Annotated in this window: 22 protein-coding genes and 2 pseudogenes; 9 read left to right on the top strand and 15 right to left on the bottom strand. The window is 40.9% G+C overall.

Going from position 1 to position 25,272, the window contains the following annotated elements; genetic code table 11:
* Positions 1-51: 51 nt before the first annotated feature.
* The gene (locus DP114_RS09935) at positions 52-306 is read left to right on the top strand and encodes a hypothetical protein (RefSeq protein ID WP_171976004.1); all 255 of its coding nucleotides are present in this window, start codon (positions 52-54) and stop codon (positions 304-306) included.
* 21 nt (positions 307-327) lie between these two features.
* Here DP114_RS09935 and DP114_RS09930 read toward each other — a convergent pair whose 3' ends face one another.
* Both DP114_RS09930 and DP114_RS09925 read right to left on the bottom strand, forming a co-directional pair.
* Positions 328-669 (bottom strand): DUF5615 family PIN-like protein, encoded by a 342-nt coding sequence (locus DP114_RS09930; RefSeq protein WP_171976003.1) that lies wholly within the window; start codon positions 667-669, stop codon positions 328-330.
* Positions 666-890 (bottom strand): DUF433 domain-containing protein, encoded by a 225-nt coding sequence (locus DP114_RS09925; protein WP_169267953.1) that lies wholly within the window; start codon positions 888-890, stop codon positions 666-668. The genes DP114_RS09930 and DP114_RS09925 overlap by 4 nt, the downstream gene beginning before the upstream one ends.
* A 298-nt stretch (positions 891-1,188) precedes the next feature.
* Here DP114_RS09925 and DP114_RS09920 point away from each other — a divergent pair.
* Positions 1,189-1,382: pseudogene (locus DP114_RS09920) on the top strand (DUF433 domain-containing protein).
* 42 nt (positions 1,383-1,424) lie between these two features.
* Here the strand turns inward: DP114_RS09920 and DP114_RS09915 are convergent.
* From DP114_RS09915 to dusB, 3 genes are read right to left on the bottom strand one after another with little or no spacing between them, the layout of a single operon-like run.
* A complete protein-coding gene (locus DP114_RS09915) occupies positions 1,425-1,652 on the bottom strand; it encodes a type II toxin-antitoxin system HicA family toxin (RefSeq protein WP_171976002.1) in 228 nt (75 codons plus the stop codon).
* Entirely contained in the window at positions 1,645-1,854 is a 210-nt protein-coding gene (locus DP114_RS09910) for a type II toxin-antitoxin system HicB family antitoxin (RefSeq protein ID WP_169263139.1), read from the bottom strand. The genes DP114_RS09915 and DP114_RS09910 overlap by 8 nt, the downstream gene beginning before the upstream one ends.
* A gap of 59 nt (positions 1,855-1,913) precedes the next feature.
* Positions 1,914-2,969, bottom strand: coding sequence for a tRNA dihydrouridine synthase DusB (dusB, locus tag DP114_RS09905; protein WP_171976001.1), 1,056 nt, complete (start codon positions 2,967-2,969; stop codon positions 1,914-1,916).
* Positions 2,970-3,402: 433 nt separating this feature from the next.
* On the opposite strand from dusB, the gene dnaK reads away from it, so the two are divergent.
* The 3 genes from dnaK to DP114_RS09890 all read left to right on the top strand — a co-directional run bounded on the left by dnaK (position 3,403) and on the right by DP114_RS09890 (position 9,783).
* Positions 3,403-5,325 (top strand): molecular chaperone DnaK, encoded by a 1,923-nt coding sequence (gene dnaK, locus DP114_RS09900; protein WP_171976000.1) that lies wholly within the window; start codon positions 3,403-3,405, stop codon positions 5,323-5,325.
* Positions 5,326-6,004: 679 nt separating this feature from the next.
* On the top strand, positions 6,005-9,028 hold the full coding sequence (locus DP114_RS09895) for a zinc-dependent metalloprotease (RefSeq protein ID WP_171975999.1): 3,024 nt from the start codon (positions 6,005-6,007) through the stop codon (positions 9,026-9,028).
* A gap of 8 nt (positions 9,029-9,036) precedes the next feature.
* Positions 9,037-9,783, top strand: coding sequence for a hypothetical protein (locus tag DP114_RS09890; RefSeq protein WP_246163097.1), 747 nt, complete (start codon positions 9,037-9,039; stop codon positions 9,781-9,783).
* 53 nt (positions 9,784-9,836) lie between these two features.
* Here DP114_RS09890 and DP114_RS09885 read toward each other — a convergent pair whose 3' ends face one another.
* The 5 genes from DP114_RS09885 to DP114_RS09865 all read right to left on the bottom strand — a co-directional run bounded on the left by DP114_RS09885 (position 9,837) and on the right by DP114_RS09865 (position 14,172).
* Positions 9,837-10,076, bottom strand: coding sequence for a type II toxin-antitoxin system HicA family toxin (locus DP114_RS09885; RefSeq protein WP_169263143.1), 240 nt, complete (start codon positions 10,074-10,076; stop codon positions 9,837-9,839).
* Positions 10,073-10,294 (bottom strand): 2-oxoisovalerate dehydrogenase E1 subunit beta, encoded by a 222-nt coding sequence (locus DP114_RS09880; RefSeq protein ID WP_169263144.1) that lies wholly within the window; start codon positions 10,292-10,294, stop codon positions 10,073-10,075. Before DP114_RS09880 ends, DP114_RS09885 begins: the two co-directional genes overlap by 4 nt.
* Positions 10,295-10,465: 171 nt before the next feature.
* Positions 10,466-12,811, bottom strand: a complete 2,346-nt coding sequence (pcrA, locus tag DP114_RS09875; protein ID WP_171975998.1) for a DNA helicase PcrA — start codon at positions 12,809-12,811, stop codon at positions 10,466-10,468.
* Between the two features lie 785 nt (positions 12,812-13,596).
* Positions 13,597-13,788 carry a hypothetical protein gene (locus DP114_RS09870; RefSeq protein ID WP_171975997.1) on the bottom strand — a complete coding sequence of 64 codons (192 nt, stop codon included), beginning with the start codon at positions 13,786-13,788 and terminating at the stop codon, positions 13,597-13,599.
* A 246-nt stretch (positions 13,789-14,034) separates the two neighbouring features.
* Positions 14,035-14,172, bottom strand: a complete 138-nt coding sequence (locus DP114_RS09865) for a hypothetical protein (protein ID WP_370460535.1) — start codon at positions 14,170-14,172, stop codon at positions 14,035-14,037.
* A 239-nt stretch (positions 14,173-14,411) separates the two neighbouring features.
* On the opposite strand from DP114_RS09865, the gene DP114_RS09860 reads away from it, so the two are divergent.
* The 4 genes and pseudogenes from DP114_RS09860 to DP114_RS36025 form a co-directional block, all read left to right on the top strand.
* Entirely contained in the window at positions 14,412-15,413 is a 1,002-nt protein-coding gene (locus DP114_RS09860) for a metal ABC transporter substrate-binding protein (RefSeq protein ID WP_171975996.1), read from the top strand.
* Between the two features lie 257 nt (positions 15,414-15,670).
* Positions 15,671-16,447: a metal ABC transporter ATP-binding protein gene (locus DP114_RS09855; protein ID WP_171975995.1), complete on the top strand. Its 777-nt coding sequence runs from the start codon at positions 15,671-15,673 to the stop codon at positions 16,445-16,447.
* The gene (locus tag DP114_RS09850) at positions 16,447-17,325 is read left to right on the top strand and encodes a metal ABC transporter permease (protein WP_171975994.1); all 879 of its coding nucleotides are present in this window, start codon (positions 16,447-16,449) and stop codon (positions 17,323-17,325) included. Before DP114_RS09855 ends, DP114_RS09850 begins: the two co-directional genes overlap by 1 nt.
* 164 nt (positions 17,326-17,489) lie before the next feature.
* Positions 17,490-17,636: pseudogene (locus tag DP114_RS36025) on the top strand (L-histidine N(alpha)-methyltransferase); the annotation flags it as partial.
* Between the two features lie 181 nt (positions 17,637-17,817).
* Here DP114_RS36025 and DP114_RS09840 read toward each other — a convergent pair.
* The 5 genes from DP114_RS09840 to DP114_RS09820 all read right to left on the bottom strand — a co-directional run bounded on the left by DP114_RS09840 (position 17,818) and on the right by DP114_RS09820 (position 25,117).
* Positions 17,818-18,654, bottom strand: coding sequence for a sterol desaturase family protein (locus tag DP114_RS09840; RefSeq protein WP_171975993.1), 837 nt, complete (start codon positions 18,652-18,654; stop codon positions 17,818-17,820).
* A 138-nt stretch (positions 18,655-18,792) separates the two neighbouring features.
* A complete protein-coding gene (locus DP114_RS09835; protein ID WP_171975992.1) occupies positions 18,793-21,633 on the bottom strand; it encodes a CHAT domain-containing protein in 2,841 nt (946 codons plus the stop codon).
* Positions 21,634-21,799: 166 nt separating this feature from the next.
* Entirely contained in the window at positions 21,800-22,090 is a 291-nt protein-coding gene (locus tag DP114_RS09830) for a hypothetical protein (RefSeq protein ID WP_169263149.1), read from the bottom strand.
* A gap of 303 nt (positions 22,091-22,393) precedes the next feature.
* Complete coding sequence (locus tag DP114_RS09825) at positions 22,394-23,338, bottom strand: hypothetical protein (protein ID WP_171975991.1); 945 nt, start codon at positions 23,336-23,338, stop codon at positions 22,394-22,396.
* 84 nt (positions 23,339-23,422) lie between these two features.
* Positions 23,423-25,117, bottom strand: a complete 1,695-nt coding sequence (locus DP114_RS09820) for a protein kinase domain-containing protein (RefSeq protein WP_169263151.1) — start codon at positions 25,115-25,117, stop codon at positions 23,423-23,425.
* Positions 25,118-25,272 lie beyond the last annotated feature (155 nt).

Below are 25,272 nucleotides of genomic sequence, written 5' to 3'. Positions count from 1 at the left end.
AGGGATTTACCAGAACATGGAAACTGTAAACCAAAACAAAAAAAATTAACAATGAAAACTTCTAAAGTTTCAGCTTTCCAGTTAGTCTTCTCCACTGTTCTGTCCTTAACTATCCTTTCTGGTGGGACATCCTTATGGCTAGCTTCTCAACCTAAATTATCCGAGTATCAGGTGCGAGTTCTAGAAAACAGCACTGCAACTTGGCAAACAGGCGTCGGTGCTATCTTTGGATTGCTAGGTAGCAAAGCAACTGACCTTTTAGAAGCAGAAGAAGAAGAAGAAGAACAAGAGAATACTTCAAGTTAACCGATTTGTTAGCCTGCGCCACTAATTCCCAGTGATTTCGACTAACGCTTCGCCTGATCGCAAAAGCTTTAGTGCTTCTGGCAATGTTACACTCAAAATCTCTTTCAATCGGGCATTTGAAGTATTGCCACACGTTAACCAGATTATTTGTGGAGGTGATCCAAGACGATCAACCAAGTCAACAAAGTCGCTGTCTTTGGTCATCAAGATAACTCCTTGAGCTTTCGCTGCCTGAAAAATCTCAGCATCTTCGGCATCTCTGAGTCCAAGATCACGCAAAGCTAATGCCGTTATGCTGAATGTGATGGTGATCCAAGTAGCAATTGCAGGTGAAAGATGTGCATCTACCCAGATCGTCGTCATGCAACTAAAACCGGATGATTGAGCTTGCGTGAAGCGTACATAAGTGCTGCTTTAAGATCATCCGCCTCAAGATCGGGCATTTCTTCCAGGATCTGTTCGGCACTCAGTCCAGCCGCAAACAAGTCCAGCACATCTGATACCCGAATTCTCATGCCCCGGATACAAGGACGACCACCACACTGTTTGGGGTTAACTGTAATTCTTCCAAGTAAGTCCGACATACGGTTTCACTCCCTTATTACTTGTTAATATATTTTCTCTATCGCCCTACAAACAACTGTTTTTGCGACAAGGCTAGACTAAACTTAGTGTAAGAATACCAAACTTAGCTTTGTAAACTTATACCGATTCAAAAAATGTTTGCGACAGATACCCCACCCGCGCTATCGCGCACCCTCACGCCAGGTGCTTCAAGTCGGGAAACCCGCCCAACGCACTGGCTCCCCTTGCCAAGGGGAGGGTAGGGAGGGGTTTAACCGATGTGTTGCATTCTTTTTTCAAATTGGTATTAGCTTTGTTATGAGCTATCGCAACATTATTACAATTGAGCCGCGTAAAGGCGGTGCTAAGCCTTGTATCAGACGAATGCGTATCACTGTGTATGATGTTCTGGGTTGGTTAGCAGCCAGAATGTCTCACGCAAAAATTCTAGATGATTTCCCTGAGTTGACAGAGGAGATATTATTGCTTGTTTAGAGTTTGCTGCTGGATGATGTCATTTTTGGAATAGCTGGGCAGAAACATCATCCTCAACGTCATAGGTTCTCAATGAACTCTTCAGTAGTGACTTGCGCTTGCTTGAGGATACCGCTCAATGTGCCGACTTTTAGTTCCCGATGCACCGGGACAACACAGCCAATTTCGCCATCTGGTGTTTCCTTCTTCATCACGACATGACTGGCAGTTTGTCGAACTTGTTCAAACCCCAGACGTTCTAATGCACGAATCGCTTCTTTACTTGGGATTCGTGGCAATTTAGGCATAGCTGACTTCAATGCTAGTCACAAATCTGGGAGATGTTTCAGGTAAAGGAAACTCTTCTAAATAAAGCCGTGTTGCTTCTCTCAAACCGGCGATCGCCTGTTCAATCGTTTCTCCTTGATCTACTGTGCCAACTTCTGGGCACTCAGCTATATACATATCATCTTCCTTATAAAGGATAACTGTAAAGCTGCGAGTTTTCATACTTTTTAGATTTTGATCTCACCCAATTCCATCACTTACTGCGCGATAAGCCTTTATGCTTAAGCTCCGCTGATCGCCAACTGATTTTCTTCAATCAGCTCATACCCATTCGCCAGCTGTGCGATCGCCCTATCAATCAAATCAACACCTTGCTGAACATTCTCTATCAGGCTCAACTGTCCGCGCAAATCAGCAGCACCCGCAAAGCCTTTCGAGTACCATGTCATATGCTTACGTGCTTGACGCACTCCCCTTTCACCTTTGTATTCGTACAAAGCTTGTAAATGTTCCTTAGCACATTCCAAACGCTGAATTGGTGTAGGTGATGGTAATTCTTCCCCAGTTTTCAGGAAGTAATCAATTTCTCCTGCCAAAAACGGATAACCCAAAGTTCCACGGGAACACATCACCCCGTCAGCACCCGTTTGTTCCAAACACTTCACCGCCGCTTCAACCGAGAAAATATCCCCATTACCAATCACTGGAATAGAAAGAACTTCCTTAACGCGAGCAATCCATTCCCAACGGGCATTGCCATTGTAACCTTGGGCCCGGGTACGTCCGTGTACCGTAATCATTTGCGCCCCTGCATCTTGCATCCGCTTGGCAAAGTCGAGAATTGTAATTTCCTTGTCACTCCAACCAATACGAGTTTTCACTGTTACAGGCACATCTACTGCCTTCACAACTTCCCTAACGATTGCCTCAGCGACTTCCGGCTGACGTAACAGCGAAGAACCCCCACCATTTTTAGTAATTTTATTTACCGGGCAACCCATATTGATATCAACTGTATCAGCTCCTTCCTCAACCGCTTTTACTGCTGCTTCTGCCAGAAAATCTGGACGACAGTCAAACAACTGAATACTAATTGGTCGCTCGTTGCGGTCTACCTCCATGATTTTCGGCAACTGTTTGACATAGTGCAATCCCGTTGCGTTCACCATCTCCGTGTACATCATCGACTCAGGTGCATAGCGACGCACCAGCCGACGAAAGACCATATCCGTCACGCCAGACAAGGGTGACTGGAGAACTCGGCTTTTCACCTCAAAAGAACCAATTTTTAGAGGAGTGGAAAGTTTGGCTTTTAGGTCAGGAGATAGCGTAACCATATATGATGTCGAGGCGTACAAGCTTTTCTATTCTACTAAGCTGTGGGCTAAAACAGCCCTAAGTAAATCGCTTGTGATAACTCAAGACTGATAGCAAAAGTACTGCTTTGACGGCAAACACCACATTGACGATACGGTTCACCCGAATTACTCCTAGTATTAATTCTCATACATTAGACAAAGTGAAAGCAAATTCAGTCTATGAACAAACAAGAAAAACTTTTGAGGCTTAACCGCCCTAACCAAGGTTCGGAAAACCACCCTTCATTGACTGGCTACACAGGCTCAGTATATATATCAGCAGTAAATTAAACCAAAGGTATTCATGCTGAACTGGCTGCTTTCTAAATCCAGTTGGTTCAAAAATTTTGTCCTTTATACTCTCATTCATTTTTTGTAGTTCTTTTGTAGTTATACGGAGCCAGCACCTACAATGGCAAAAGTAGTTGGAATTGACTTAGGTACAACAAACTCTTGCGTAGCAGTTATGGAAGGCGGTAAGCCAACGGTTATTGCTAACGCGGAAGGTTTTCGGACAACACCTTCAGTTGTTGCGTTTGCAAAAAATGGCGATCGCCTGGTTGGTCAAATCGCCAAACGCCAAGCGGTGATGAACCCCGAAAACACCTTTTATTCTGTAAAACGTTTTATTGGACGTAAATACGACGAAATTACGCACGAAGCGACTGAAGTTTCTTACAAAGTTCAGCGCGACAGCAACGGAAACGTTAAACTGGAGTGTCCGCAAGTCGGCAAACCTTTTGCTCCAGAAGAAATTTCGGCACAAGTTCTCCGCAAGCTTGTAGAAGATGCAAGCAAGTACATTGGTGAAACTGTCACCCAAGCTGTGATCACCGTTCCCGCATACTTCAACGACTCCCAACGGCAAGCGACCAAAGACGCTGGTAAGATTGCTGGTATTGAAGTTCTGCGGATTATCAACGAACCTACCGCTGCTTCTCTGGCATACGGTTTCGACAAGAAGAGCAACGAAACGATTCTCGTCTTTGACCTTGGTGGTGGTACATTCGACGTATCGATCCTGGAAGTTGGCGACGGTGTATTTGAAGTGTTAGCAACTTCTGGTGATACTCACCTTGGTGGTGACGACTTCGACAAGAAAATCGTTGACTTCTTAGCTGTACAGTTCCAAAAAGACGAAGGTATTGACCTCCGCAGAGACAAACAAGCTTTACAACGTCTGACTGAAGCTGGAGAAAAAGCGAAAATTGAACTTTCTAGCGTCACCCAAGCGGAAATCAACCTGCCATTTGTGACCGCTACCCAAGATGGTCCCAAGCACTTGGATACAACGCTGACTCGCGCAAAGTTTGAAGAACTCTGTGCTGACTTAATTGATCGTTGCCGAATTCCTGTTGAGAACGCGCTACGCGATGCCAAACTCAGCAAGAGTGATATCGATGAAGTTGTCTTAGTTGGTGGTTCTACTCGTATTCCTGCAGTCCAACAAGTGGTGAAGCAGGTGTTGGGTAGAGACCCGAACCAAAGCGTTAACCCTGATGAAGTTGTGGCAGTTGGTGCAGCAATTCAAGCAGGTGTCCTTGGTGGTGATGTTACTGGTATCTTGCTGTTAGACGTAACACCACTGTCCTTGGGTGTAGAAACCTTAGGCGGTGTTATGACCAAGATTATTCCTCGCAACACCACAATTCCTACCAAGAAGTCAGAAGTCTTCTCCACCGCTGTGGATGGTCAAACCAACGTGGAAATTCACGTCCTCCAAGGCGAACGCGAGATGTCAAACGACAATAAGAGCTTGGGTACCTTCCGTCTAGATGGAATTCCCCCAGCACCACGCGGCGTACCTCAAATTGAGGTGGTCTTCGATATTGACGCCAACGGTATTCTCAACGTTACCGCTAAGGACAAAGGTACTGGTAAGGAGCAATCCATCAGTATTACTGGTGCTTCAACCTTGGATAAATCTGACGTTGATCGGATGGTTAGAGAAGCTGAACAAAATGCTTCAACTGACAAAGACCGTCGTGAGAAAATCGACCGCAAGAACCAAGCCGACTCTTTGGCATATCAAGCTGAGAAGCAGCTGCAAGATTTAGGTGACAAAGTTCCTGCTGCTGATAAGACCAAGGTAGAAGGTTTAGTAAAAGACCTGCGCGACGCCGTTTCTAAAGAAGACGACGAGCAAATTAAGAAGGTTATGCCAGAACTGCAACAAGCGCTGTTTGCTGTTGGTAGTAATCTCTATCAACAAGCAGGTGGTGCTGAAGCTTCTGCAAGCGCTGGCGCTAACACCTCTGGTGGTGGTCCTTCCTCCTCTTCTGGCACTGGCACTGGTGATGATGTGATTGACGCTGATTTCACTGAATCTAAGTAGACATTCTTCGGGTGGGTACTACCCACCTGATAATTAAGATTCCCATCCAGAATGATTCTTGGATGGGAATTTTTTTGTAAATATAATGTCAATTGCTAGGGCAGTTCTGAGCAAAACCTGTTGCGATACGCCAAGAGCGCGTCTGCGCTCCCTTACAATCGTCTTGGCGGTAGACAAAAGTTTCTCGTTTGTCAGTCTCGTATTTTTATCTAGCTTGTTATTGTTCGATGTAACCACGAAACGCTTTTATAGCGCAGGATGTCAATTATTAGGCACAGTAGTAGCATGTACTTCCACACATGTTCTATGCCTCGACAGTTAATAACTGCGTGAATCAATACTACTTAAATTGTTGTTTGAAGTCAAACTTCAAAAATATTGACGTTGTTTTTCGATGTAATTTTACCATATTTTGGTATTCATATCTGCAGTTTCATGAAAAATTCATAATACGTACTCTGTGCGACAAACGCCTTTGTTGGGAAAACTATTAGCGTAAGATATTGCAACCAAGCTAAATAATCCTATCGATAATTGACTGAGTTCACTGAATCAGGTAACTGCTTGCAAGTGGTTAACGATTTGTTCAGTTCTTAATACTGAGTTAAAGAGAGTATGAATTAGCTTTGTTACACAAATATTGGAAATAAAATAGGAATCAATACTGGGTATGTATTGGATGAAAAAAATTATTTATTTTGTTATTCTGTTTTATTGTTTATTTTTAGGTATACCACCTTCTAGTGCTCAGTCAAAAGCTTTAAAGATCTCTGAAGGTGGGCGCTTTGCTGACAACGCAAGTGAGGGACAAGAAGAAAGAGCAGCAAAAGAGGAAAAGAGTAACAGAGTAGGGGAAACTTCTCTTGTTCCCTCATTCGTCTCTAACTCATCGCACTCACATCAATCAAAATCAGAGAATGTTGCTTTTTTTGAGAAACAGGGGTTATCAAAAGAGCAAGTCTGGGTGATTGATGGAAGGCAAGAAGCACAGCACGAGTCTTTTACTTGGGTTGTTGAAGATAATAAAAAAGTTGAACAACCTTTTTTACAAGTAGAGAAAATTGCAGAGAACCCGATTAAGCCAGAAGAAAAAACTGAGGCTATTGCCAAACCATCAAAAAAGGAGGAATTAGAGGCGTTTGACAAAGTTGTCAAAGATGCTGAAATCCTACCAGGGCTGTTTAATTTGTATCGAGACAAGGAAAAGAATAAAATTTATCTAGAAATAAAACCAGAACAACTCAAGAAAAATTATTTAGCCACAGGAACGTTAGAATCTGGGATTGGTGAAGCTGGAATCTACAGTGGAATGCCATTGCACGATTTTTTATTTTACTTTCAGCGGGTGAATAATAAATTGCAATTTGTGGTTCGCAATGTGAATTTTAGGACACGTGAAGGAGATCCACAACAGCGATCGCTCGCCCGATCTTTTAGTGACTCAGTTCTCTACTCAATATCCATTAAAAGTATTCATCCAGTACGCAAAACAATTCTCATCGACTTGGGAGATCTACTACTAACAGATTTAGCTGGATTATCTCTTAGTTTAGGAGTTGCGCCAGCGACAGATAAATCCTATTTTGGGACTGCTAAAGCTTTTCCCCTAAATATGGAAATTGAGTCGGTGTTGAACTTCACTAACACTCGTGCCAATAGTGATAAACTCCGTTTTGGTGGTACACTAGCAGACCTTCGAGGCTTTAGCTTGCGCGTTCACTATAGTCTGTCCCAACTTAGCGAAAACAATTATCGACCGCGTTTAGCCGATGAGCGTGTTGGCTATTTTATCACCGCCTACCAAGATATATCTAACGATGAGCACAGAGATCCATTTGTCCGCTACATCAACCGTTGGAATTTAGAAAAGCAAAACCCTAGCGCACCCCTTTCTCCACCGAAAAAACCAATTATCTTCTGGATTGATAACGCAGTACCCCTAGAATACCGCGATGCAATCAAAGAAGGTGTGCTGCTGTGGAATAAAGCCTTTGAAAAAGCAGGATTCAAAGATGCGATTCAAGTACAGCAAATGCCGGATAATGCAACATGGGATCCAGCAGATATACGCTACAACACAATTCGCTGGATTAACACAGTAGATGGATATTTTGCGATGGGACCATCCCGTGTTAACCCATTGACTGGAGAAATCTTAGCTGCAGACATTCTGGTAGATGGTAGCTTTATCCGGGCACTCAAGAGTGATTATTCTAGAGTTGGACAGTTCAACCAAACACAAAATCAGAGGTCGCTATCTACGTTGATGCAAAATAACCTGATTTGCACCAATAGAACAGAGGCAGAAAGTAGCGACACTTCCGCACAGAGTATGGAAATGGAGGGGTTAGCGAGTCGTTTATCAAAACTGGCAGGTCAGTATGACCTTTGCTATGGTATGGAAGCTGCTAACCAATTTGCTTACGGTTCACTGTCAATGAAGCTGTTGCAAAACAGCCCGCCAAGTCGTGAGCAAATGAAAGATTATATTCATCAATATTTACGCTTAATTATTGCACATGAAGTGGGACACACCTTGGGGTTGAGGCATAACTTCCGTGGTAGTACAATGCTTACTCCCCAAGAGATCAACAATCCGGATATCACTCGCCGTAAGGGTATGATTTCGTCAGTGATGGACTATATTCCACCAAATCTTTCACCCCGAGGTACTAAGCAGGGAGATTATTTCCCTAAGATGATCGGACCTTATGATGAGTGGGCAATTCAATACGGATACGCACCAATTCCAGCCGCAACTCCTGCAGCAGAAAAACCATTTTTGGATAAAATTGCTCAGCAATCTGACAAACCTGAGTTCAGTTATTCCACAGATGAAGATATGTTTGACCTTGACCCAACTGTTAACGCATGGGATAACAGCAATAATGTGCTGATTTACTCTCATTGGCAGTTGGATAATGCCTTGGTTATGTGGCAACGTCTCAACAAGGTTGACCTCTTGTCTGGCGAAACTTTCAGCGATGTAAAGGAACAGTTTGGTACAGTCTTAGACCAGTATTTTAAAAATATTTACTATATTACAAAATACATTGGTGGACAGTCTTTCTACAGGGTTCAACCTGGTGATCCTCAAGGAAAATTACCATTTAAACCTGTGCCTGTACAAGAACAACGGCAGGCGTTAGACCTTGTACAAAAGTATGTATTCGCTGAAGATGCTCTGAGTTTTCCCCCAGAATTGCTCAATAAATTAGCACCTTCGCGTTGGCGACATTGGGGGAGTTCTCCTCGGGTTGGTCGTTTGGACTTTCCAATTCATGATTGGGTATTGTATATGCAGAGTTCAGTGTTGTGGGATTTGCTGTCAGGCGATCGCCTCTCCCGTCTCAAGGATATCGAACTCAAAACTGGTCGCGATCAAGCCCTAACTCTACCAGAACTATTTGATACATTACAAAACGATATTTGGACTGAGGTCGTTAAACCAAATGGCAAGCCCATCGTCATTTCCAGTTTGCGTAGAGGCTTGCAGCGGCAATATGTTGACAAATTGACTGCGATGGTTTTACGTAAAGAACGTGTCCCAGAAGATGCTCGTACGATCGCTTGGTATAAACTCAAACAACTAAATGAAAAGCTGGATGAACTGAGTTCAAATGATGAGTACACCAAGGCACATTTGCTAGAAACACGCGATCGCATTACTAAAATATTGAACGCCCAAGTGCAAGCGAATTAGGAAAACCTGTGTCAAAGATAGCTCGCGAAATTATTTTACTACTTATAGTTTGTCAACTACTTTATAGAAATGGCAATTTACCAAATGTAAGTTCTTACAGTAATGACTTATTAATGGGAAATGACTCTAATTGGTTGAAATCTGAGATGGTACTTGTTCTTTCTCCAAAAAAGCAATCTACTATCAGCAAAGGAAGTTTCCAAGATATGCTGGAAGCACTTGGAGTTCGTGAAACAGGGCTATTATCAGGAAATCCTAATCAGTACCAATTTGAAAACCCACTCTCATTTATTGGTAAGTACCAATTTGGAGAAATTCTGCTGATTCGTCTTGGTTACTACAAAGCCGACATTTATTATGGACGTGGTGCTGACAAGAATTACTGGCGAGGTACATGGACAAAAAAGAAGGGTATTGATAGCAAATTAAAATTTCTCAATACCCCCAATGTTCAAGAAGAAGCGATTCGTGAAGCTTTTAGGGTGTATTGGAAGGATATCAACGATATCCTTAGTCGGCAAGGTAAGTCTATAAACAACTACCTTGGTCAGAAAAAAACGTTTAATGATAAAGGGAAGTCAAAAACAATCACAATTACCCTTTCTGGCATAATAGCAGGGGCACACTTGAGAGGTCCTGATCAAGTGGTAAATCTTCTAGTAACAGCGAAAGTATCTCATGACGAATTTGGCACTTCTATTGTTGAATACATGGAGATGTTTGGGGGTTATGACATGAGGATTGAAAATTTATGAATCTTTGCTGAAAAAGTATTCAGAACGGGCTGTGCCCTTGCACTCTACAGAACTCAGAATAGTTGCTCCAATAGCTCATCACGCGTTAGACCGAAATGCTCCGCAACTTCTCGTAATATAGCATTTAGCGTACCGATCTTTAGCGGATCGTGGGCAGGAATGGTGATATGGTGTTCGCCCTGAAGTTGAGTAGTTAAGCGAATATGACTACCAGTTTGTCGATCTACCGCATAACCAAAAATAGCTAATGCCTTAACCAAATCCTCACCCGACAAATCTCGCGGTAGCTTCACGACGCAATAACCTCATCCCGAACAAAATGTAACCGAATGACTTTTGGACGGGTATCCTCATCAGGAAAATGGCATCGAACCGCATCACGAACCATTTCTTTTAAAGTCGTCATGTCCGAAGCCTGGGTGAAAATTGGTTCACCCAATGCGGTTGCTACATAACCATCTTCAGGATCTTCTTCAATCAGAAATACAATCTCTGACGCTGTGTTTTTCACTAATTATTCTGTCAATAGTTAGTTACAACAATAATTTTACAGTAAATTACATTCTCACTCACAACCTACAACAGCAACCTTCAGGTGAATGTCATTTTGTTAATGTAGCTGCCATTTCTCCTCACACGGGTTTTACCATGATTTTAAATCATGACTGGAAGCATCCTAGTATTACCACTCCACCCGTTGCAACTGTGCAACTCTTGGATCGATAATTTTTTGCCCCAAACTATCAAATTTAATTGCCAAAGAAACTTTATTTCCTGAACCAAAAATGTGAGTAATTTCTCCAATACCAAAGGCTTTGTGCAGAACTTTTTCGCCGACTTGCCAACTAGCAGTAGTGTCTTGGTTTCGTTTGGTTGTACGTTGGGCTGTGCTACCAGCAGTACCTTTTGTATAAGCAACAGTGCTTTTTTGTCGAGTCATTAGTAATTCTTCGGGTAATTCGTCGAGAAATTGCGATCGCAAAGCTGGTTCCCGAGAACCATAAAGGCGGCGTTCGCGGGCGTGGGTTATGTACAATCGTTCTTGGGCGCGAGTAATCCCGACGTAGCACAACCGACGTTCTTCTTCCAAAGATGCTGGATCATTCATTGAACGGTAGTTAGGAAATAGTCCTTGTTCCATCCCCACTAAAAACACAACAGGAAACTCCAGCCCTTTGGAGGCGTGTAAAGTTAACAGCGAAACTGCTGTTTCTCCTTCTTTTAAGTTATCCAAATCAGAACTGAGGGCGGTACTGGCGAGGAAGGCTTGCAGGTTCACATCTTCGTTCTCTTCTTCAAATTGCAGCGCAGCGTTGAATAATTGTTGGACGTTTTGCAACCTGTCTTCTGCTTCATCTGTACTCTGAGTTTCCAAGTCTTTAATGTAGCCAGAGTTTTCCAACACCCCTTGCACAAGTTCGGAAACTGGAACCGTCTCTATTTGTTCTTGTAAATGACGAATCATCTGGGCAAAAGTATTAACAGCTTTGGCAGAACGTCCAGCCAATGTGTTTACTGATGTCTCATCAATCAGTATTTCCCACAGGGTTGTGCCTAATTCTTGAGCGGCGTTTACGAGTGCGTCGATGGTGGCTTTACCAATTCCGCGCCGAGGAGTATTAATCACTCGCAATAAACTGAGTGTATCAGCTGGGTTGGCGATCGCCCGCAAGTAAGCCAGGACATCTTTAATTTCTTTGCGATCGTAAAACTTTATCCCTCCGACAACTGTGTAGGGAATTCCTGATCGCACCAATAATTCTTCAAACGGTCGAGATTGGGCGTTGGTACGATAAAGTATGGCAAAACTTCCCCAATTCAATTCTGGATGCTGATTTTCCAAAGAACTAATTTCCTTAATGACAAAATCTGCTTCTGCAATTTCATCATCTGCTTTATGACAAAAAATCTCCTCACCTGCACCTCTTGTTGCTTTGAGGATTTTATCAATACGTTGGGTGTTGTTTTCAATCAGTTGGTTTGCTGCTTGCAAAATATTTTCACAAGAGCGATAATTCTCTTCCAACTTCACCATCGTGCGGGTATCGTCGTCTGGTAAACCATCGCCAAAATCTTGCTGAAAGTCCAACAAGATGGTGAAATCTGCCATTCTAAATGAATAAATCGATTGGTCTGCATCACCTACCACGAAAGTGGAACGATTTGTCCAGTCCCAATCAGTCTTTTTGGTTTCGTTATTCGTCGTCAAAAGACGGATGAGTTCGTATTGAGTGCGGTTGGTATCCTGATATTCATCTACCAGGATATGGCGAAACTTATTATGCCAATAACCTAAGACTTGCTCGTTCTGCTGAAACAATCTGACAGGAACGAGGATAAGATCATCAAAGTCGAGGGCGTTGTTCTGTGCAAGTCGGCTTTGATAGTGATTGTAAACTTCTGCTATCACCCGTCCGCGATAATTGGGTTGTTCTGTTTCAAATTCTTTGGGTGATAAGCCTTGGTTTTTGGCGTTACTAATGGCGTAGCGCACAGAACGAGGTTCAAACTTTTTATTATCCAGATTAAGTTGTTTGGTGACGATTTCTTTCACCAGGCTTTGGGCGTCGGACTCATCAAAGATGGAAAAATTCCGCGTCCATTGGCGTCCTTTTTCGTCTTGGTATTTGTCGATGTCAAAGCGGAGAACGCGAGAAAGTAGACTGTGGAAAGTACCGCACCACATATCTTTGATATAATTTTTCCAGACTTTCGACTTGAGCTTGGTTTGGTCGTCTTCTGGCAATAAATCAAACCGCTCGTTGTATTCTGTGATTGCTAGGCGATCGGCAAATAATTTTTGAATACGTTCTTTCATTTCCCGTGCGGCTTTGTTGGTGAAGGTTACCGCCAGGATATTTTCTGGATCGACACGATGTTGCAAAATAAGATTAGCAATGCGATAAGTCAGCGCTCGTGTTTTGCCGGAACCCGCACCAGCAACAACGAGTAGGGGACCGCAGTGATGTTCAACAGCGCGGCGTTGACTGGGGTTAAGGTGACTGAGAAAGTCTGTGGTTGTTGTCATGGGTGTGAGGAGTTCTTAGGATTGAGCAGTAAGTATCGCTTAGCTTTAAATATAGAGAAAAGATAACTATAGCTTAGGCTACACTATCTAGAGCGAACGAGAGTCAACATATTGTTTATCGAAAAGAACTCAGAACTCAGAACTCACAAATCAGAATAAGAAAGAAAAACAAGCGCATAAATTGTAGAGTTCTGGTACGGAAGTCTTTGGGTTTAAAACCCCACCCTCTATACGGTGTATTCAATTGGTTGGGGCGGCACGTTTTGGGTTGTTGCTTTTTACCCAAAAGCTGCCTTGTTTGAATACCAATACAATCATATTGCTGAGTTCTGCGTTCTGACCTATGTGTTCTTCTTCAACTGTGTGCATTTAGGGATCTGCGAAGCCATCGCCCCTCCAGGGGAGAGATCATTTACAAACCATTACCACTAGCTTTGTATTCTCAAATACAATAAAAATTAACACAAGATCTATCAATCTATAGATAGTAGATGTATTGTTTCATACAGTTAAATGATTGAGAAAGCACGTCTTAACAAGGAATGTTTTGCCTCTCTCCTGTGTCATTTGTTATGACTACTTGGGAGAGAGCATTTTTTATTTTGCCAAAAATTGCAGACGCTTTAATTCAACTTTCTTTGTCTGTCTGATAACAGTTTGTTGTTGGGGTTTGGCGAAATTCATTCACTATCTCAGTTGTATTCCCCAGCACGCAGATTCTTAATCTGAACTCTGACTTTTGGAGGGAGTAAAGCTAATTGGACGAAGATACGATGAATCAAGCGTTACAAGTAATGAGACGACTTGTTCATACACCCGTAAAGGGTGTTTTTTATGGCATGGTAGATGGCTTTATTTATCCACAGAGTATCAGTAATATACAACAAAATTGTGACACCAAGGTTAGGGTTAACTGCTGTGCATTCATTCTCTGCACCTCTGTGCAATTCTGGTTCTAACAGCGTAGGTTTAGGCATGGTCGTATCCATCCTTCCGATGAACAGGTGTTAAATATTGCAATTTTATTGACCTCTTCAGTGTGAGAACAAATTGCAGTAGCTTTAGAGTTTACGACTTAAGGACTAGGAAGGTTTGCACATTCTTACTTATTCTTTCAAAGAAAGGGGCATGGACATTGTTTTGTTGGAACGGAACAATAGAAGGGAGTAAACCTTCGCTCCAAAAAATGGGCTGTTGGGAGATGGAAAAATAAAACTTAACTATCACTCTGGCGTTGCATAAACACTAGCTAGTAGCAGAGGAAAATTGTGAGCATTTGGTGGATGCATTGCCTGAAGTCCCAAATTAGCAGGATTAATCAAATCTGCATGAGTCAGTATAACATGACCAGTACTGTCCAAAATCGATTGATTAAAATGGAAGCCTATTATTAATTTTTCCTACTAGATTAGTTTCCTTTTGCTCTCATTCTTATTTCATATTTGTATCAGAAGATCTCTATGAAGAAACCTTGAATTTTCTCGATTTGCTGGAATAAAAACCAAAATCTGACGTCTTGTTAGTTTTTTTATTTTTGTTTTATTTTGATTCACTTTATGATAGATTCATTTAAAAATGAGAAAAATATGAATATTGACAAGTGAGAAAAAATATTAATATTTTTCCGGCACGACTGCCGCAGCACGTACCCTCGTTGGTTGTTGTATCTGGGCTGCTATTGGGACTTTGGATCAGTGGATGTAGTCCCACGCCTTCTGATGAGCAGTCGCAGGTAAATGCTACGCCAGAGACAACCAATGGGGTGAATCCGGCGAAAAAAGACAAAAAGGTAATTCTAACGACCTTCACAGTGATTGCGGATATGGCGCGAAACGTGGCGGGTGACAAGGCGGTTGTGGAATCAATTGTCAAGCCAGGTTCGGAAATTCACGGTTATGAACCGACACCGAGTGATTTAGTGAGGGCGAAATCAGCTGACCTGATTCTGGATAATGGTTTGGGTTTAGAACGTTGGGCAGAAAAATTTTACAACAGCATTCCGAAGGTTCCCCACATTACTCTGAGTAAGGGAATTAAACCTGTGGAAATTGCGGAGGATGCTTACAAGGGTAAGCCTAATCCTCATGCTTGGATGTCACCACAAAATGCTGTAATTTATGTAGAAAATATTCGTTCATCTCTGGTAAATTTAGACCCAGCGAACGCAGACACTTACAATGCTAATGCGAAAGCATACAGTCAGAAGATTAAGGCAATTGACCAAAATTTACGAAAAGAGGTGTCAATCGTTCCCCCAGATAAACGCTATATGGTTAGTTGTGAAGGGGCGTTTTCCTACATCACCCGCGACTATGGCTTGAAAGAAGTTTATCTGTGGGCGGTGAATTCGGAACAACAAGCGACCCCGAAGCAAGTGGAAAAGGTGATTAACACTATTAAGACAAATAAAATACCTGCTGTTTTTTGTGAAAGTACGGTAAGCGATAAAGCGCAAAAGGAGGTCGCTAATGCTACAGGTGCACAGTTTGGCGGAGTGTTCTACGTAGATTCTCTCTCTCCGTCAGATGGACCAGCATCGACTTATCTCAAGTTACTTGAATATAACGTGACTACGCTGATTAAGGGGTTGCAGGGAAAGTAGTAATATCACAACCTGTTCAATATTTATTATTTAAGGCTGATGCGGGGACGTAAAGAAATCTGAATGATTAAGTAGTTAAGCGAATTTGATATTAGTGAATAACTAAGGGTGTAAGGGTATGAGAATGTAAGGGTGTAAGGGGTACAACAGCACATGGTGGCTTTCGGATGTATAAAAAGAAAATCTCTTCTTTTCGTTCTACACCGCTAGCTTGGTCAAAAAATCGGGATATTTAGGTGAACTACCAACAAGTAATTATGAATGAAATCAGTATTAATGTTGAAAATGTGACAGTCGCTTACCACGGTAAGGTAGCTTTGCATAGTGCTTCTTTGCAACTCAAAGCCGGTTCCATTTGTGGGTTGGTGGGGATGAATGGTAGCGGAAAATCAACCCTGTTTAAAGCAATTATGGGATTTGTGAAGCCGACAACGGGAAGAGTGTTGATTAACGGCTTGCCAATCAGAATGGTACAAAAAAATAACCTAGTGGCGTATGTGCCTCAATCTGAAGAGGTGGACTGGAATTTCCCGGTGAGTGTCCATGATGTGGTGATGATGGGGCGCTACGGATATATGAATATACTGAGGATTCCCTCTGTAACAGATAAACGGATCGTGAGGGAGAGTTTGGAGAGGGTAGAGATGTGGGAAATGCGCGAACGCCAAATTGGAGAACTCTCTGGTGGACAAAAAAAACGTGCCTTTTTTGCCCGTGCTTTGGCGCAACAGGGAACTGTCTTACTGTTAGATGAACCTTTCACAGGGGTAGATATCAAAACAGAAAAAGCCATGATTGACTTGTTACTGGAATTACGAGATGCGGGTAACACAATTTTGGTTTCTACCCATGATTTGGCATCAATTACTACCTTCTGTGACCAAGTTGTTCTCATCAATCGGACTATCTTAGCCTACGGCAATACGAATGAAGTCTTCACACAGGAGAATCTCTCTCGCACTTTTGATGGTTCTCTGAGTGATTTAGCGTTTAGCAAAAGTCGGATAGGTCGTGAAAATATGGAGGGTTTTTGATGCAATTACTACAATGGTTTACTGCGCCTTTGCAAAACGAATTCATGGTTAAGGCAATTCTCGTCAGTGCCTTAGTTGGTATGGTTTGTTCAGTGCTATCTTGTTACATGACGCTGAAAGGTTGGGCATTGATGGGAGATGCAGTTTCTCACGCGGTTATGCCTGGGGTGGTGATTGCTTATATTTTGAAAATCCCCTTTGCTGTTGGTGCGTTTGTGTTTGGCGTGGGTTCGGTTATTGCTATTGGTTTTATCAAGGCAAAGACAAGAATTAAGGAAGATACGGTGATTGGACTAGTATTTACGGGGTTCTTTGCCTTGGGGTTGGTGTTAGTTTCTAAAACACCAAGCAGCGTAGATTTGACACACATCCTGTTTGGCAATGTTCTGGGTATTTCTCAAGCAGATATTATTCAGACGGTGATTATTAGTGTTATTACTTTGGTGGCGATCGCCATCCTACGCAAAGACCTACTCTTATTTTGTTTTGACCCCACTCATGCACGTTCTATTGGTTTAAATACAGGAGTACTCTATTATATTTTGCTATCGTTACTTTCCTTAACTGCCGTCGCCGGACTTCAGACAGTGGGAATTATTCTGATTGTTGCTATGTTAGTCACTCCAGGTGCAACGGCATATTTATTAACTGATAACTTCGACCACATGATGCTGATTGCGATGGCTTCTGGAGTATTTTCGAGTGTTATGGGAACCTACATTAGCTATCACATTGATGGTGCAACTGGGGGTTGCATTGTGGTGTTGCAAACTCTGTTGTTTGTCGTGGCGATGATATTTGCACCCAAGCATGGTTTGTTGGTTAGGGCAAAAAAACACAAAGGTGTTTCTATCGTGGGAACAGACAATAGGAAATAGGGAACTCTTAAGCTTTACTCTTAAGAAGGAAAAATTTTAATCTCAATTTATTCACTCATCAAGCAATTTATAATCAAGCTGATGCTCAAATTTAAATGTATCTCCATTGCCAAGAAAATCATTGGGTGTCTCTAGATATCCTCGATTGAAAAGTTTCGTTTCAAGCTGGAGAAAGCATTCTCACCGAAAATTCTCGCCAGTTCGATTTGGCAATCATTCAAAAACAATTTGCAGCGCAAGGACTTATAACTTTGAAAACTTGGACAGATTCTCAGCAGTGGTTTGGGTTAATTCTTTACCAAACTCAATAACTTTTCTAAAAATGTAAACTGATATCTTGCACCATTCATTCTCAATAACTGTAGGGTGGGCAGTGCCAATAACTTAAAATTCAGGGTTTGAGCCAAGGGTACGCACTGCCCACCCTACAAAAATCTGAAGAACCATTATCTCACAACCGTTGAGAGGATTGCTATCTCTAGAATTGGTAACTCAATCCAAACGGCTAGACGACTTGATGGTGAGATTCTCCAAAGAAGCTACAGGGAACATAATTCCTGACTTCTTTGTAGGAGGATTCAGCGTGTTGAATACCCTGTCCCAAAATCCTTGAATGCCATAGTTTCCCTTGAAACAAGTGTGGTGAAGATCGTGAAAATCTGATGGCACGAAAAAGATTGATAAAGAACTATGACCTTCTAGGTTGTAAGCATTGCCTATAATAGTCCAGGCACATAGCTGGGTGATATCATACCCAAATATAAAGATAGGCAAAAGGTCTGTAATACTAACAATAATATATTCTGTCAAACTCTTATGACCAGCAACAAAACTTGATGAGTCGGCAAACTCATGATGTTTAAGATGTATTTTCCGCAAGAATTTTCTGTGAAATAGCCAATGGGTGACGTAAAAACAGAAATCAGCTGCAATTATTCTCATCAAGAACCATCCAAGATTTAGGAGCAAGCTATTTCCTCTATTTACCTCTGGCGCTAGATAGACGATCATCAAAGCTGCTATTAAACTTCTGATTTCCCCAATAATGATGCCTTTTGCAGTAAAAGAAGGAAATGGTTGTTTTTTGACTTTCTTAACCCTGGCAGTCAGTTTCTCTCTTAAAGTATCATTCTTTTTAATGACTTTTTCGATGAAAAGACCAATGCTATAAAATGAGACAGAACCAACAACCCAGTATAATAGCACCTGAGTGAGAAATTTGAGTTCGACATTGTGCAATAGCCAATAAAAGATTTGCTGAAGAATTGTGCAACTAATAGCTATTTTTAGATAAAATTCAATCTCAAAACATAAATTAAAAAAAATCATCCCTGTGTCCTTGTAGTAATTATTAAATCACATTCAATTTTTTCATTGTTCCAGATTTTTTTACAAGCATACATTCAAGCATATATTATTTTTATCCTCATCCATAAGATTCTAAGTGCATTTTCATTTTAATTGGTATTACAAACCATTACCAATTAGAATGAAAGGTGCCCAATAATAGGGATGACTCAGACGATTAGCGACTTTTGCTGGTAGATTCTGGCGTGTAGATTTAAGAATTCCTCTGTCTTGATCTTGAGTTATCCCTGAATAGTCGCCTGTAATCATTGCAACTTGCGCTTGACGTAAAGCCTCAGCCTTACTCATTTTCCCTTGGCTTAAGAAGGCGTAAAAAGCATCCATTAAAGCTTGTGTACCGCCATCACTCACAGACCATAAAGATGCGATCGCAGCTCTTGCTCCTGTACGCTGTACTTGATAGCCAAAACCTAAAATTTCTTCTCCCTTGCCTATTTGGTCACTGGCTGCTGTTTCACAAGCACTCAACACAACCAAATCTACATTTGGCAAAGATAACTTTTGAATTTCAGGTAGCTTAATTAAACTACCATCACCCATCAAAATAAAAGAATCTTGCGGCTGACCGTTGACAAATTTCGCGTGAGTCGCCATATGAATAATTGTATAAATACTTAAATAAGGAATCATTGCTTGGCGACTAAATTCGTTATCTAAAAGTGTCTTAGTTCCTGGCATCATAGTAGCAAGATTTTCAACCTCCGCTCCTGCATATTCTAGTGCTTTAAATGGTAATGAAGTAGACTCTAATTGTACGACATGACGCTGTGTTGTCGCCCCAGCCAAAACTTTTATTTGTGGTAAAGGTTGGGTATCAATTTCTGTTAAACTCAACGCAGTAATATTGTTAGTACGGAAGCGCTGCGCTAACCATTGTTTGCCGTCATATAAAGCAGCTAGAGGAATATAACGTAATGCTCCATCCGGTGCATAAATAATTGTTTTTGCATCGGCATTTGCTAAGTCTTTTTCTATCGGTTGAATTAATAATTCATACAGCTTTTGGGCGGGAACTATGGCGTTCGATTCGGGATTTTCTAAAGCTCTACGAAAATCTACAATGAGCCGATTGAGTTCTTCTTTTTTAATAGGAACACTACGATGGATTGGTGGTGTATTTGGAGTCGTTAGTACGAGTTCCAAACGATTGTCTAAAACCAACGGATACAGCAAGACGGCGTTTTGGTTAAGACGCTGCAAGTTGTCGCGCAAGCTGTTAAGATTATCCAGTGGTATAATCTGTTGTGCCGTTTTTGGGCTAAGCTGTCCTAACCAAGCATTCACTTCTGGGCTATCAATAAATTGGTTAAATTCGGTGAGAAGATTTGCCTCCAGTGCTACGATTTTTTCTTTGTCTTGCGGTTTTCTATTCGTTGGTGGAATTTTTTGCAGTTCGCCGAGTTGTCTGCTGATTTGAATTTGTTTATCGGCTATAACTTTCAACCCTTGATTAATGGACTGTTCTGGAGACAGCGACTCAACTCCTTTAGCTGTTCTTTCATTACCCCGAACATCATGCAGATAATCGTCTAATTCTTGGATTTTAAGTAAATCTAAAACTTGCTGTGCTTCTAGCACTCGATCTTGTTGCAGAAGTAAGTCAGCTAAACGTCGATAGATATCAGCAACGGTTGCTGTGTAAGATTGCTGTTCTTGTTGTGGAAGCGATCGCAATTGTGCGCGTATAGCTTCAGTCACATTCACAGATTGCTTGTAAAAAATAATTGCCAGTTGTGCTTTGTTTTGCTGCGCTAGTAAATCACCAATGTTTCCCAGGGTAATTCTTTGAGCAGTTCTATCACCAATTTCCCGACTCAATAATAATGCTTGCTGATATGACGCTAATGCTTGTGGATACTTACGCATACCTTTGTAAACGCTTCCCATACTATCAAGAGTACGCCCAACGACAGCACGCTCACCCACTTGTTGCAGAACACTCAACGCTCGATCAAGAGATTCTAGTGCTTGCGAATACTGTCCCAATTGTTGATAGACAAAACCGATATTGTTAAGAGTGGTGCCAATCTTTTGTTGATTATCAATATCTCGAAAATTTGCTAATGCTTGCTGATAGTAATTTAGAGCTTGAGAATATTTATTCATCTTGTTGTAGGCGAACCCAATATTATGAAGAGTTGTGCCTTCGCCTAACTTATCGCCATTTTTTTTCCAAATTGCTAAAGCTTCCCGATAAAACTTGATGGCTTGAGGATATTGACCGAGTTCGCTGTAAACAAGTCCAATATTATTAAGGTTCTTCGCTTCTTCTACAGGGTCTTTAGCTTTTTTAACGTTAACTAAAGCTTGTTGAAAAAACTTGAGTGCTTGGGAATATTGTCCTGTTTCGTAATAAACTCCACCAAGACTATTGAGGGCAGATCCGACTCCTAGTTTATCTTCAATTTTTTCCATCAAGGAAAGGCTTTGCTGATAGTATCCCACTGCTTGAGAATACTGCCCCATAGATTGATAAACTAACCCAATATTATTGAATATAGTTCCAGTTGTTTCCTGTTCCTCTTGGTTAGGAATTTTGCCAGCTTCTACTTCTCGATTTATGGCCAACGCTTGCTGATAAAATTTTAGTGCTTGCGGATATTGACCTAGCTCTCTAGAAACTGCTCCTAGGCTATTAAATGTATTACTAATATTTGTTTTATCATCTATTTTTTGATAAAATTCAAGCGCTTTTTGATAGATTTCTAAGGCTTTGTGAAACTGAGCTTTATCATATTGGTCAGCTGCTTGGTTAGATAATCGATCTGCTTCTATTTTCAGATTTTTATATTTGTTTGCTTGTAAGAGTGTTTTAGAAGAATCACTCACAATTTGATAACGAGAACCTACAAGTGATTGTTGTCCTTCGTAAACTGAAGCCTTTAACAAACACAAAATAATTCCAATTGTACCAAAGCGAATTAAATGAGATAAGTGCATGAATCAAGTTTTGATATATTTGAAAAGAAAGAGTTGCTTATTAATCAAATAAGCAACTTCAACACTTAGTTATTAAATTTTTTATGGCAAAAGATTGAGATGCACCTGTAAAAATTTTCTCAAAATCGCATTCAGTCATTAAAATGTTGAATTATTAAGTTTTCCTTTACTTAGGACGTCTTATCCTTGAACGATTAGCCAATATACCACTAGCAGCAGTTAAGTTGATTTTAGAATTACCAGACTTATCTGTGCTACTAACAGTCAAAATTTTGCTTTGAGAAATAAGATAGGAGATGAGAGTAGCAACAGTCTCTTCACCCACGTCCTGATAGAGTTCTTGTGCTTGTTGGTAAGATTTTAAAGCTTCTCCTAACTGTTGATTAGCTTGTTCTAGTAGTTTTTTGGCTTCAGCTTTACGAATATCTTGATTCGGGTGTAATGTTTGGTCAGTCATTTGTCATACTCCTGTTGTTGGGTGATTTATAGAACAGATTTTACTTCACCTAAAGACATATATGTATACCAACAGAAATCACACCATTCCGGATGCTAAGTTAAGTCAACGTTGAAAAAGGTAAATAGAGTCTTTGAAATGACTTGCTTATCTTTTTCTTGGAAACGCCAAGAGTGCGAACAGAAAGCCGCCTCCCTTGTCTACACTCAGTTTGCCTTATATGCTGAGAACACACACTCGCGTTCCTAATTACATTTTACGCTTAATTAGATTGAGCTACTAATCAGTGTCTTGATTTCTAACTTACGCAGTAGGTTTGTTTGTTTTCAGTTGATTTATCTGCTCATTTAGTTCTTCTACTCTTTGCTTATTACCTAAAGTTTTGTAACTGTCTCGTGCTTTATTGAACCAATTTCTGCCTGTTTTTTGGTCATCTATTGCTATATACAAATTTCCCAAAGCTTCCGCAATCTGTCCTTGCTGTAAAACATCCTTATTAGCTACTGCTAATTTGTGTGCGTTTAAATAATTAGTCTCAGTTAGCACATTAACTCCTGTTTGCCAGTAGAGATAGCCAAGCTTTCGATAGACGGAAGTTTCTTTAATACCACTACTTATCAAGGCTTCTAGTGTCTCAATCGCCTCTGATTTTAAGTCAGCACCAATATAAAAAAAAGCACTTTGTAAACCTTTTACTTTGTCAGAAGCTTTTTGATTATTTAGTTGCATCATGCTTGCTTTCACAACTTGTGCTTCTTCTTTGGACAGAAGGCTAAAACCTCGTGCATTTGGTTTTTCATCTGTTGACAATTTACCGTTGTCTGCTTTAACATTCAGTAAATATTCCACACCTGTTTCTAGTCTTGGTTCTCCTGGATACACCACTTGATTAGTACTCACTTTTGTTTGCCAAAGAACCGAACCAGCTTTTTGTAAACTCACATCATAACTTTTGACACCTAAAACTTGATTCCAGCGTAGCTTCGGCTTGTCAGTCAGTAGCAAAGTTCGGCGGGGACTGATAATGTAGGGAATATCAGGGTTATTCGGACTGCGAGGATCACCACTTTGAGCGATTGTGCACTCAGACTGAGCAATGGGTGTTTGACTAACTTCAGTGCTAAATGCTGGTGGTAAAATTGGTTTTACTAGTATCAAAAGCAAGAAGCAAGCAGCAACAAAACAAACGAAAATTTTCGCTTTTGTACTCTTTACTATCCTGTTTTTTGGTAGTGCACTTAACTTCATTATTGAGTCCTTTGGTTTTTAGAAGTGGAAGATAACTGTAATCTTTCCTTCATTTTTTTTGCAGGTTCGTTAATTTGATAATTGTTATATTTCCTTAATTTTTTTTGCTGCTTCGTGAACCCACTGTTTTTCTTCTATCGTTTTTGATTGGCTAGATAAGCACTTTTTCCAAACTGAAAGTGCTTCTTGCCTATTATTTTGCTTTTCTAAAACTTTACCTAGGAGACAATACGCAGCAGCGCGATCGCCATTAATATTGATTGCCTTTTGAAGAGAGTTTTTCGCCTCTGGATAACGCCCAAGTTCTAAATATGCCCAACCTAAATTTTTCCACATAGCGTATTTCACTTGATTATCCTCAGCAATTGACAGTCCTTCTCGCAGTAGCGTCACTGCTGTTGTATATTGTTTATTGAAAATCTGTAAACGTGCTAAATTGTTGTAAGCTTTATCGTCACGCTTCTCCACAGCTTTTTGATACATAGTCCGAGCTTGAACTAAGTTATTTTTATCTTCATAAAGCAAGCCTAAATTGTAATCAGGTTCTGATAATTTTGGGTTCAATAATAGAGCTAACTTATAAGAAGTTTCGGCAAGATCAAAACTTTTATTACTGTATTCTGTATAACCAAAGTTATTGATTTTATATGCCAATCTGGGTGCCATTGTCCAGATTGTAATACCTCCACTTAGCAAAACTAAACATCCAGTCATGAAAATTTTACCCTGATATTTTTTATAAATTTTATCCTGTGTTTTTTTAGGTTTTTCAACTAGTTGTTTATCTGATTTTTGTTGAGAAGGAAATGTATTTGATAGTGAACGATTCAGTCCTGAAGTACTGACTACAAACCCTGTATCTGGTGGTAAGGTATCTGGTGGTAAGGTTTCTGATTCATCTTCAGATAGTGGAAACTCGTGTTGATTGCCTTGAAGATAATTTAAGATTTCCTGGCAATTTTGAGGTCGCTGTCCAGGAAAAGGAGCTATGAGGCGGTCGATTAAGTTTATTAGTTGTGGGGAAACACTCGTTGCTTGGTCACGCCAAATCAGTTGTCCTGTTTGCAAGTTTGTAAGAAAATCGAGAGGAGATTTTCCTGTGAGCAAACAGACAAAAGTTCGCCCCAAAGCAAAAAAATCTGACTGTGGGACGGCGTGACCTTCAGCTTGTTCTGGAGGTGTAAATCCAGGAGAAACAAGTACAGTTCCAGTTTGTTTGCCTAGTTCTTTTTCTAAATAAGAATTTGTGACTTCCCTAACACCACCAAAGTCAATCAGCACCAGTTGCCCGTCAGGTCTTAGCATGATATTAGGTAGTTTAATATCTCGGTGAAGGTATTGATGCTGATGCAGTACCTTAAGTATTTCTACTAATTTAATTAACCATTCGTGAGCTTGTTCTGTGGTGAGTGGTTGATTTCCTCTGGCTTGCAACCACTGTTGCAAATTTGAACCTGGTATTTTCTCCATCACCAGACAGTGCAACGGTTCAGCATTATTACCATCAGACCAAGTAAAATACGCATCTGAGTCTACACGCGGTATACCAGAGTGCCTTAAACGACCTAGTAATTCAGCTTCTCGTTGAAATAGCGTGATCGCCTTTTGTTTAATTGTTGGATTATGAAAGCGCTCTAAGCTCAAAACTTTTAAAACTTTAGAGGTACCGCCATCATCCACTTCAAACACTTTACCAAAACCACCGCCACCAATTTGAGAGACAACTCGGTAGCGTCCCTGAAGTAACATTCCTGGACGAATCATGGCGACTATCATCATAGCTCAGTCTTTGCTCCACAAAACTGAATTATCAATCCCCATACTCCAGTGCACAAAGCACCGAAACAAGGACTGCATAACGCCCTTATGCACGCCTGGGCGCAGTGGCTTGTCCATCTGCGGTTCAAAAATTTCAAATTGTTTTGACTTTTGAA

Origin of the sequence: Brasilonema sennae CENA114 (assembly GCF_006968745.1) — a bacterium.
In the GTDB taxonomy this organism is placed as follows: Bacteria; Cyanobacteriota; Cyanobacteriia; order Cyanobacteriales; family Nostocaceae; genus Brasilonema; species Brasilonema sennae.
This window is presented reverse-complemented; position numbering and strand designations above follow the sequence as displayed.

What these genes read in the sequence shown, in the direction of transcription:
- DP114_RS09935 (WP_171976004.1), top strand. Translation starts at nt 52, where the DNA reads ATGAAAACTTCTAAAGTTTCAGCTTTCCAGTTAGTCTTCTCCACTGTT.
- DP114_RS09930 (WP_171976003.1), bottom strand. Translation starts at nt 669, where the DNA reads ATGACGACGATCTGGGTAGATGCACATCTTTCACCTGCAATTGCTACT.
- DP114_RS09925 (WP_169267953.1), bottom strand. Translation starts at nt 890, where the DNA reads ATGTCGGACTTACTTGGAAGAATTACAGTTAACCCCAAACAGTGTGGT.
- DP114_RS09915 (WP_171976002.1), bottom strand. Translation starts at nt 1,652, where the DNA reads ATGCCTAAATTGCCACGAATCCCAAGTAAAGAAGCGATTCGTGCATTA.
- DP114_RS09910 (WP_169263139.1), bottom strand. Translation starts at nt 1,854, where the DNA reads ATGAAAACTCGCAGCTTTACAGTTATCCTTTATAAGGAAGATGATATG.
- dusB (WP_171976001.1), bottom strand. Translation starts at nt 2,969, where the DNA reads ATGGTTACGCTATCTCCTGACCTAAAAGCCAAACTTTCCACTCCTCTA.
- dnaK (WP_171976000.1), top strand. Translation starts at nt 3,403, where the DNA reads ATGGCAAAAGTAGTTGGAATTGACTTAGGTACAACAAACTCTTGCGTA.
- DP114_RS09895 (WP_171975999.1), top strand. Translation starts at nt 6,005, where the DNA reads ATGAAAAAAATTATTTATTTTGTTATTCTGTTTTATTGTTTATTTTTA.
- pcrA (WP_171975998.1), bottom strand. Translation starts at nt 12,811, where the DNA reads ATGACAACAACCACAGACTTTCTCAGTCACCTTAACCCCAGTCAACGC.
- DP114_RS09870 (WP_171975997.1), bottom strand. Translation starts at nt 13,788, where the DNA reads ATGCCTAAACCTACGCTGTTAGAACCAGAATTGCACAGAGGTGCAGAG.
- DP114_RS09855 (WP_171975995.1), top strand. Translation starts at nt 15,671, where the DNA reads ATGAATGAAATCAGTATTAATGTTGAAAATGTGACAGTCGCTTACCAC.
- DP114_RS09850 (WP_171975994.1), top strand. Translation starts at nt 16,447, where the DNA reads ATGCAATTACTACAATGGTTTACTGCGCCTTTGCAAAACGAATTCATG.
- DP114_RS09840 (WP_171975993.1), bottom strand. Translation starts at nt 18,654, where the DNA reads ATGATTTTTTTTAATTTATGTTTTGAGATTGAATTTTATCTAAAAATA.
- DP114_RS09835 (WP_171975992.1), bottom strand. Translation starts at nt 21,633, where the DNA reads ATGCACTTATCTCATTTAATTCGCTTTGGTACAATTGGAATTATTTTG.
- DP114_RS09830 (WP_169263149.1), bottom strand. Translation starts at nt 22,090, where the DNA reads ATGACTGACCAAACATTACACCCGAATCAAGATATTCGTAAAGCTGAA.
- DP114_RS09825 (WP_171975991.1), bottom strand. Translation starts at nt 23,338, where the DNA reads ATGAAGTTAAGTGCACTACCAAAAAACAGGATAGTAAAGAGTACAAAA.
- DP114_RS09820 (WP_169263151.1), bottom strand. Translation starts at nt 25,117, where the DNA reads ATGATGATAGTCGCCATGATTCGTCCAGGAATGTTACTTCAGGGACGC.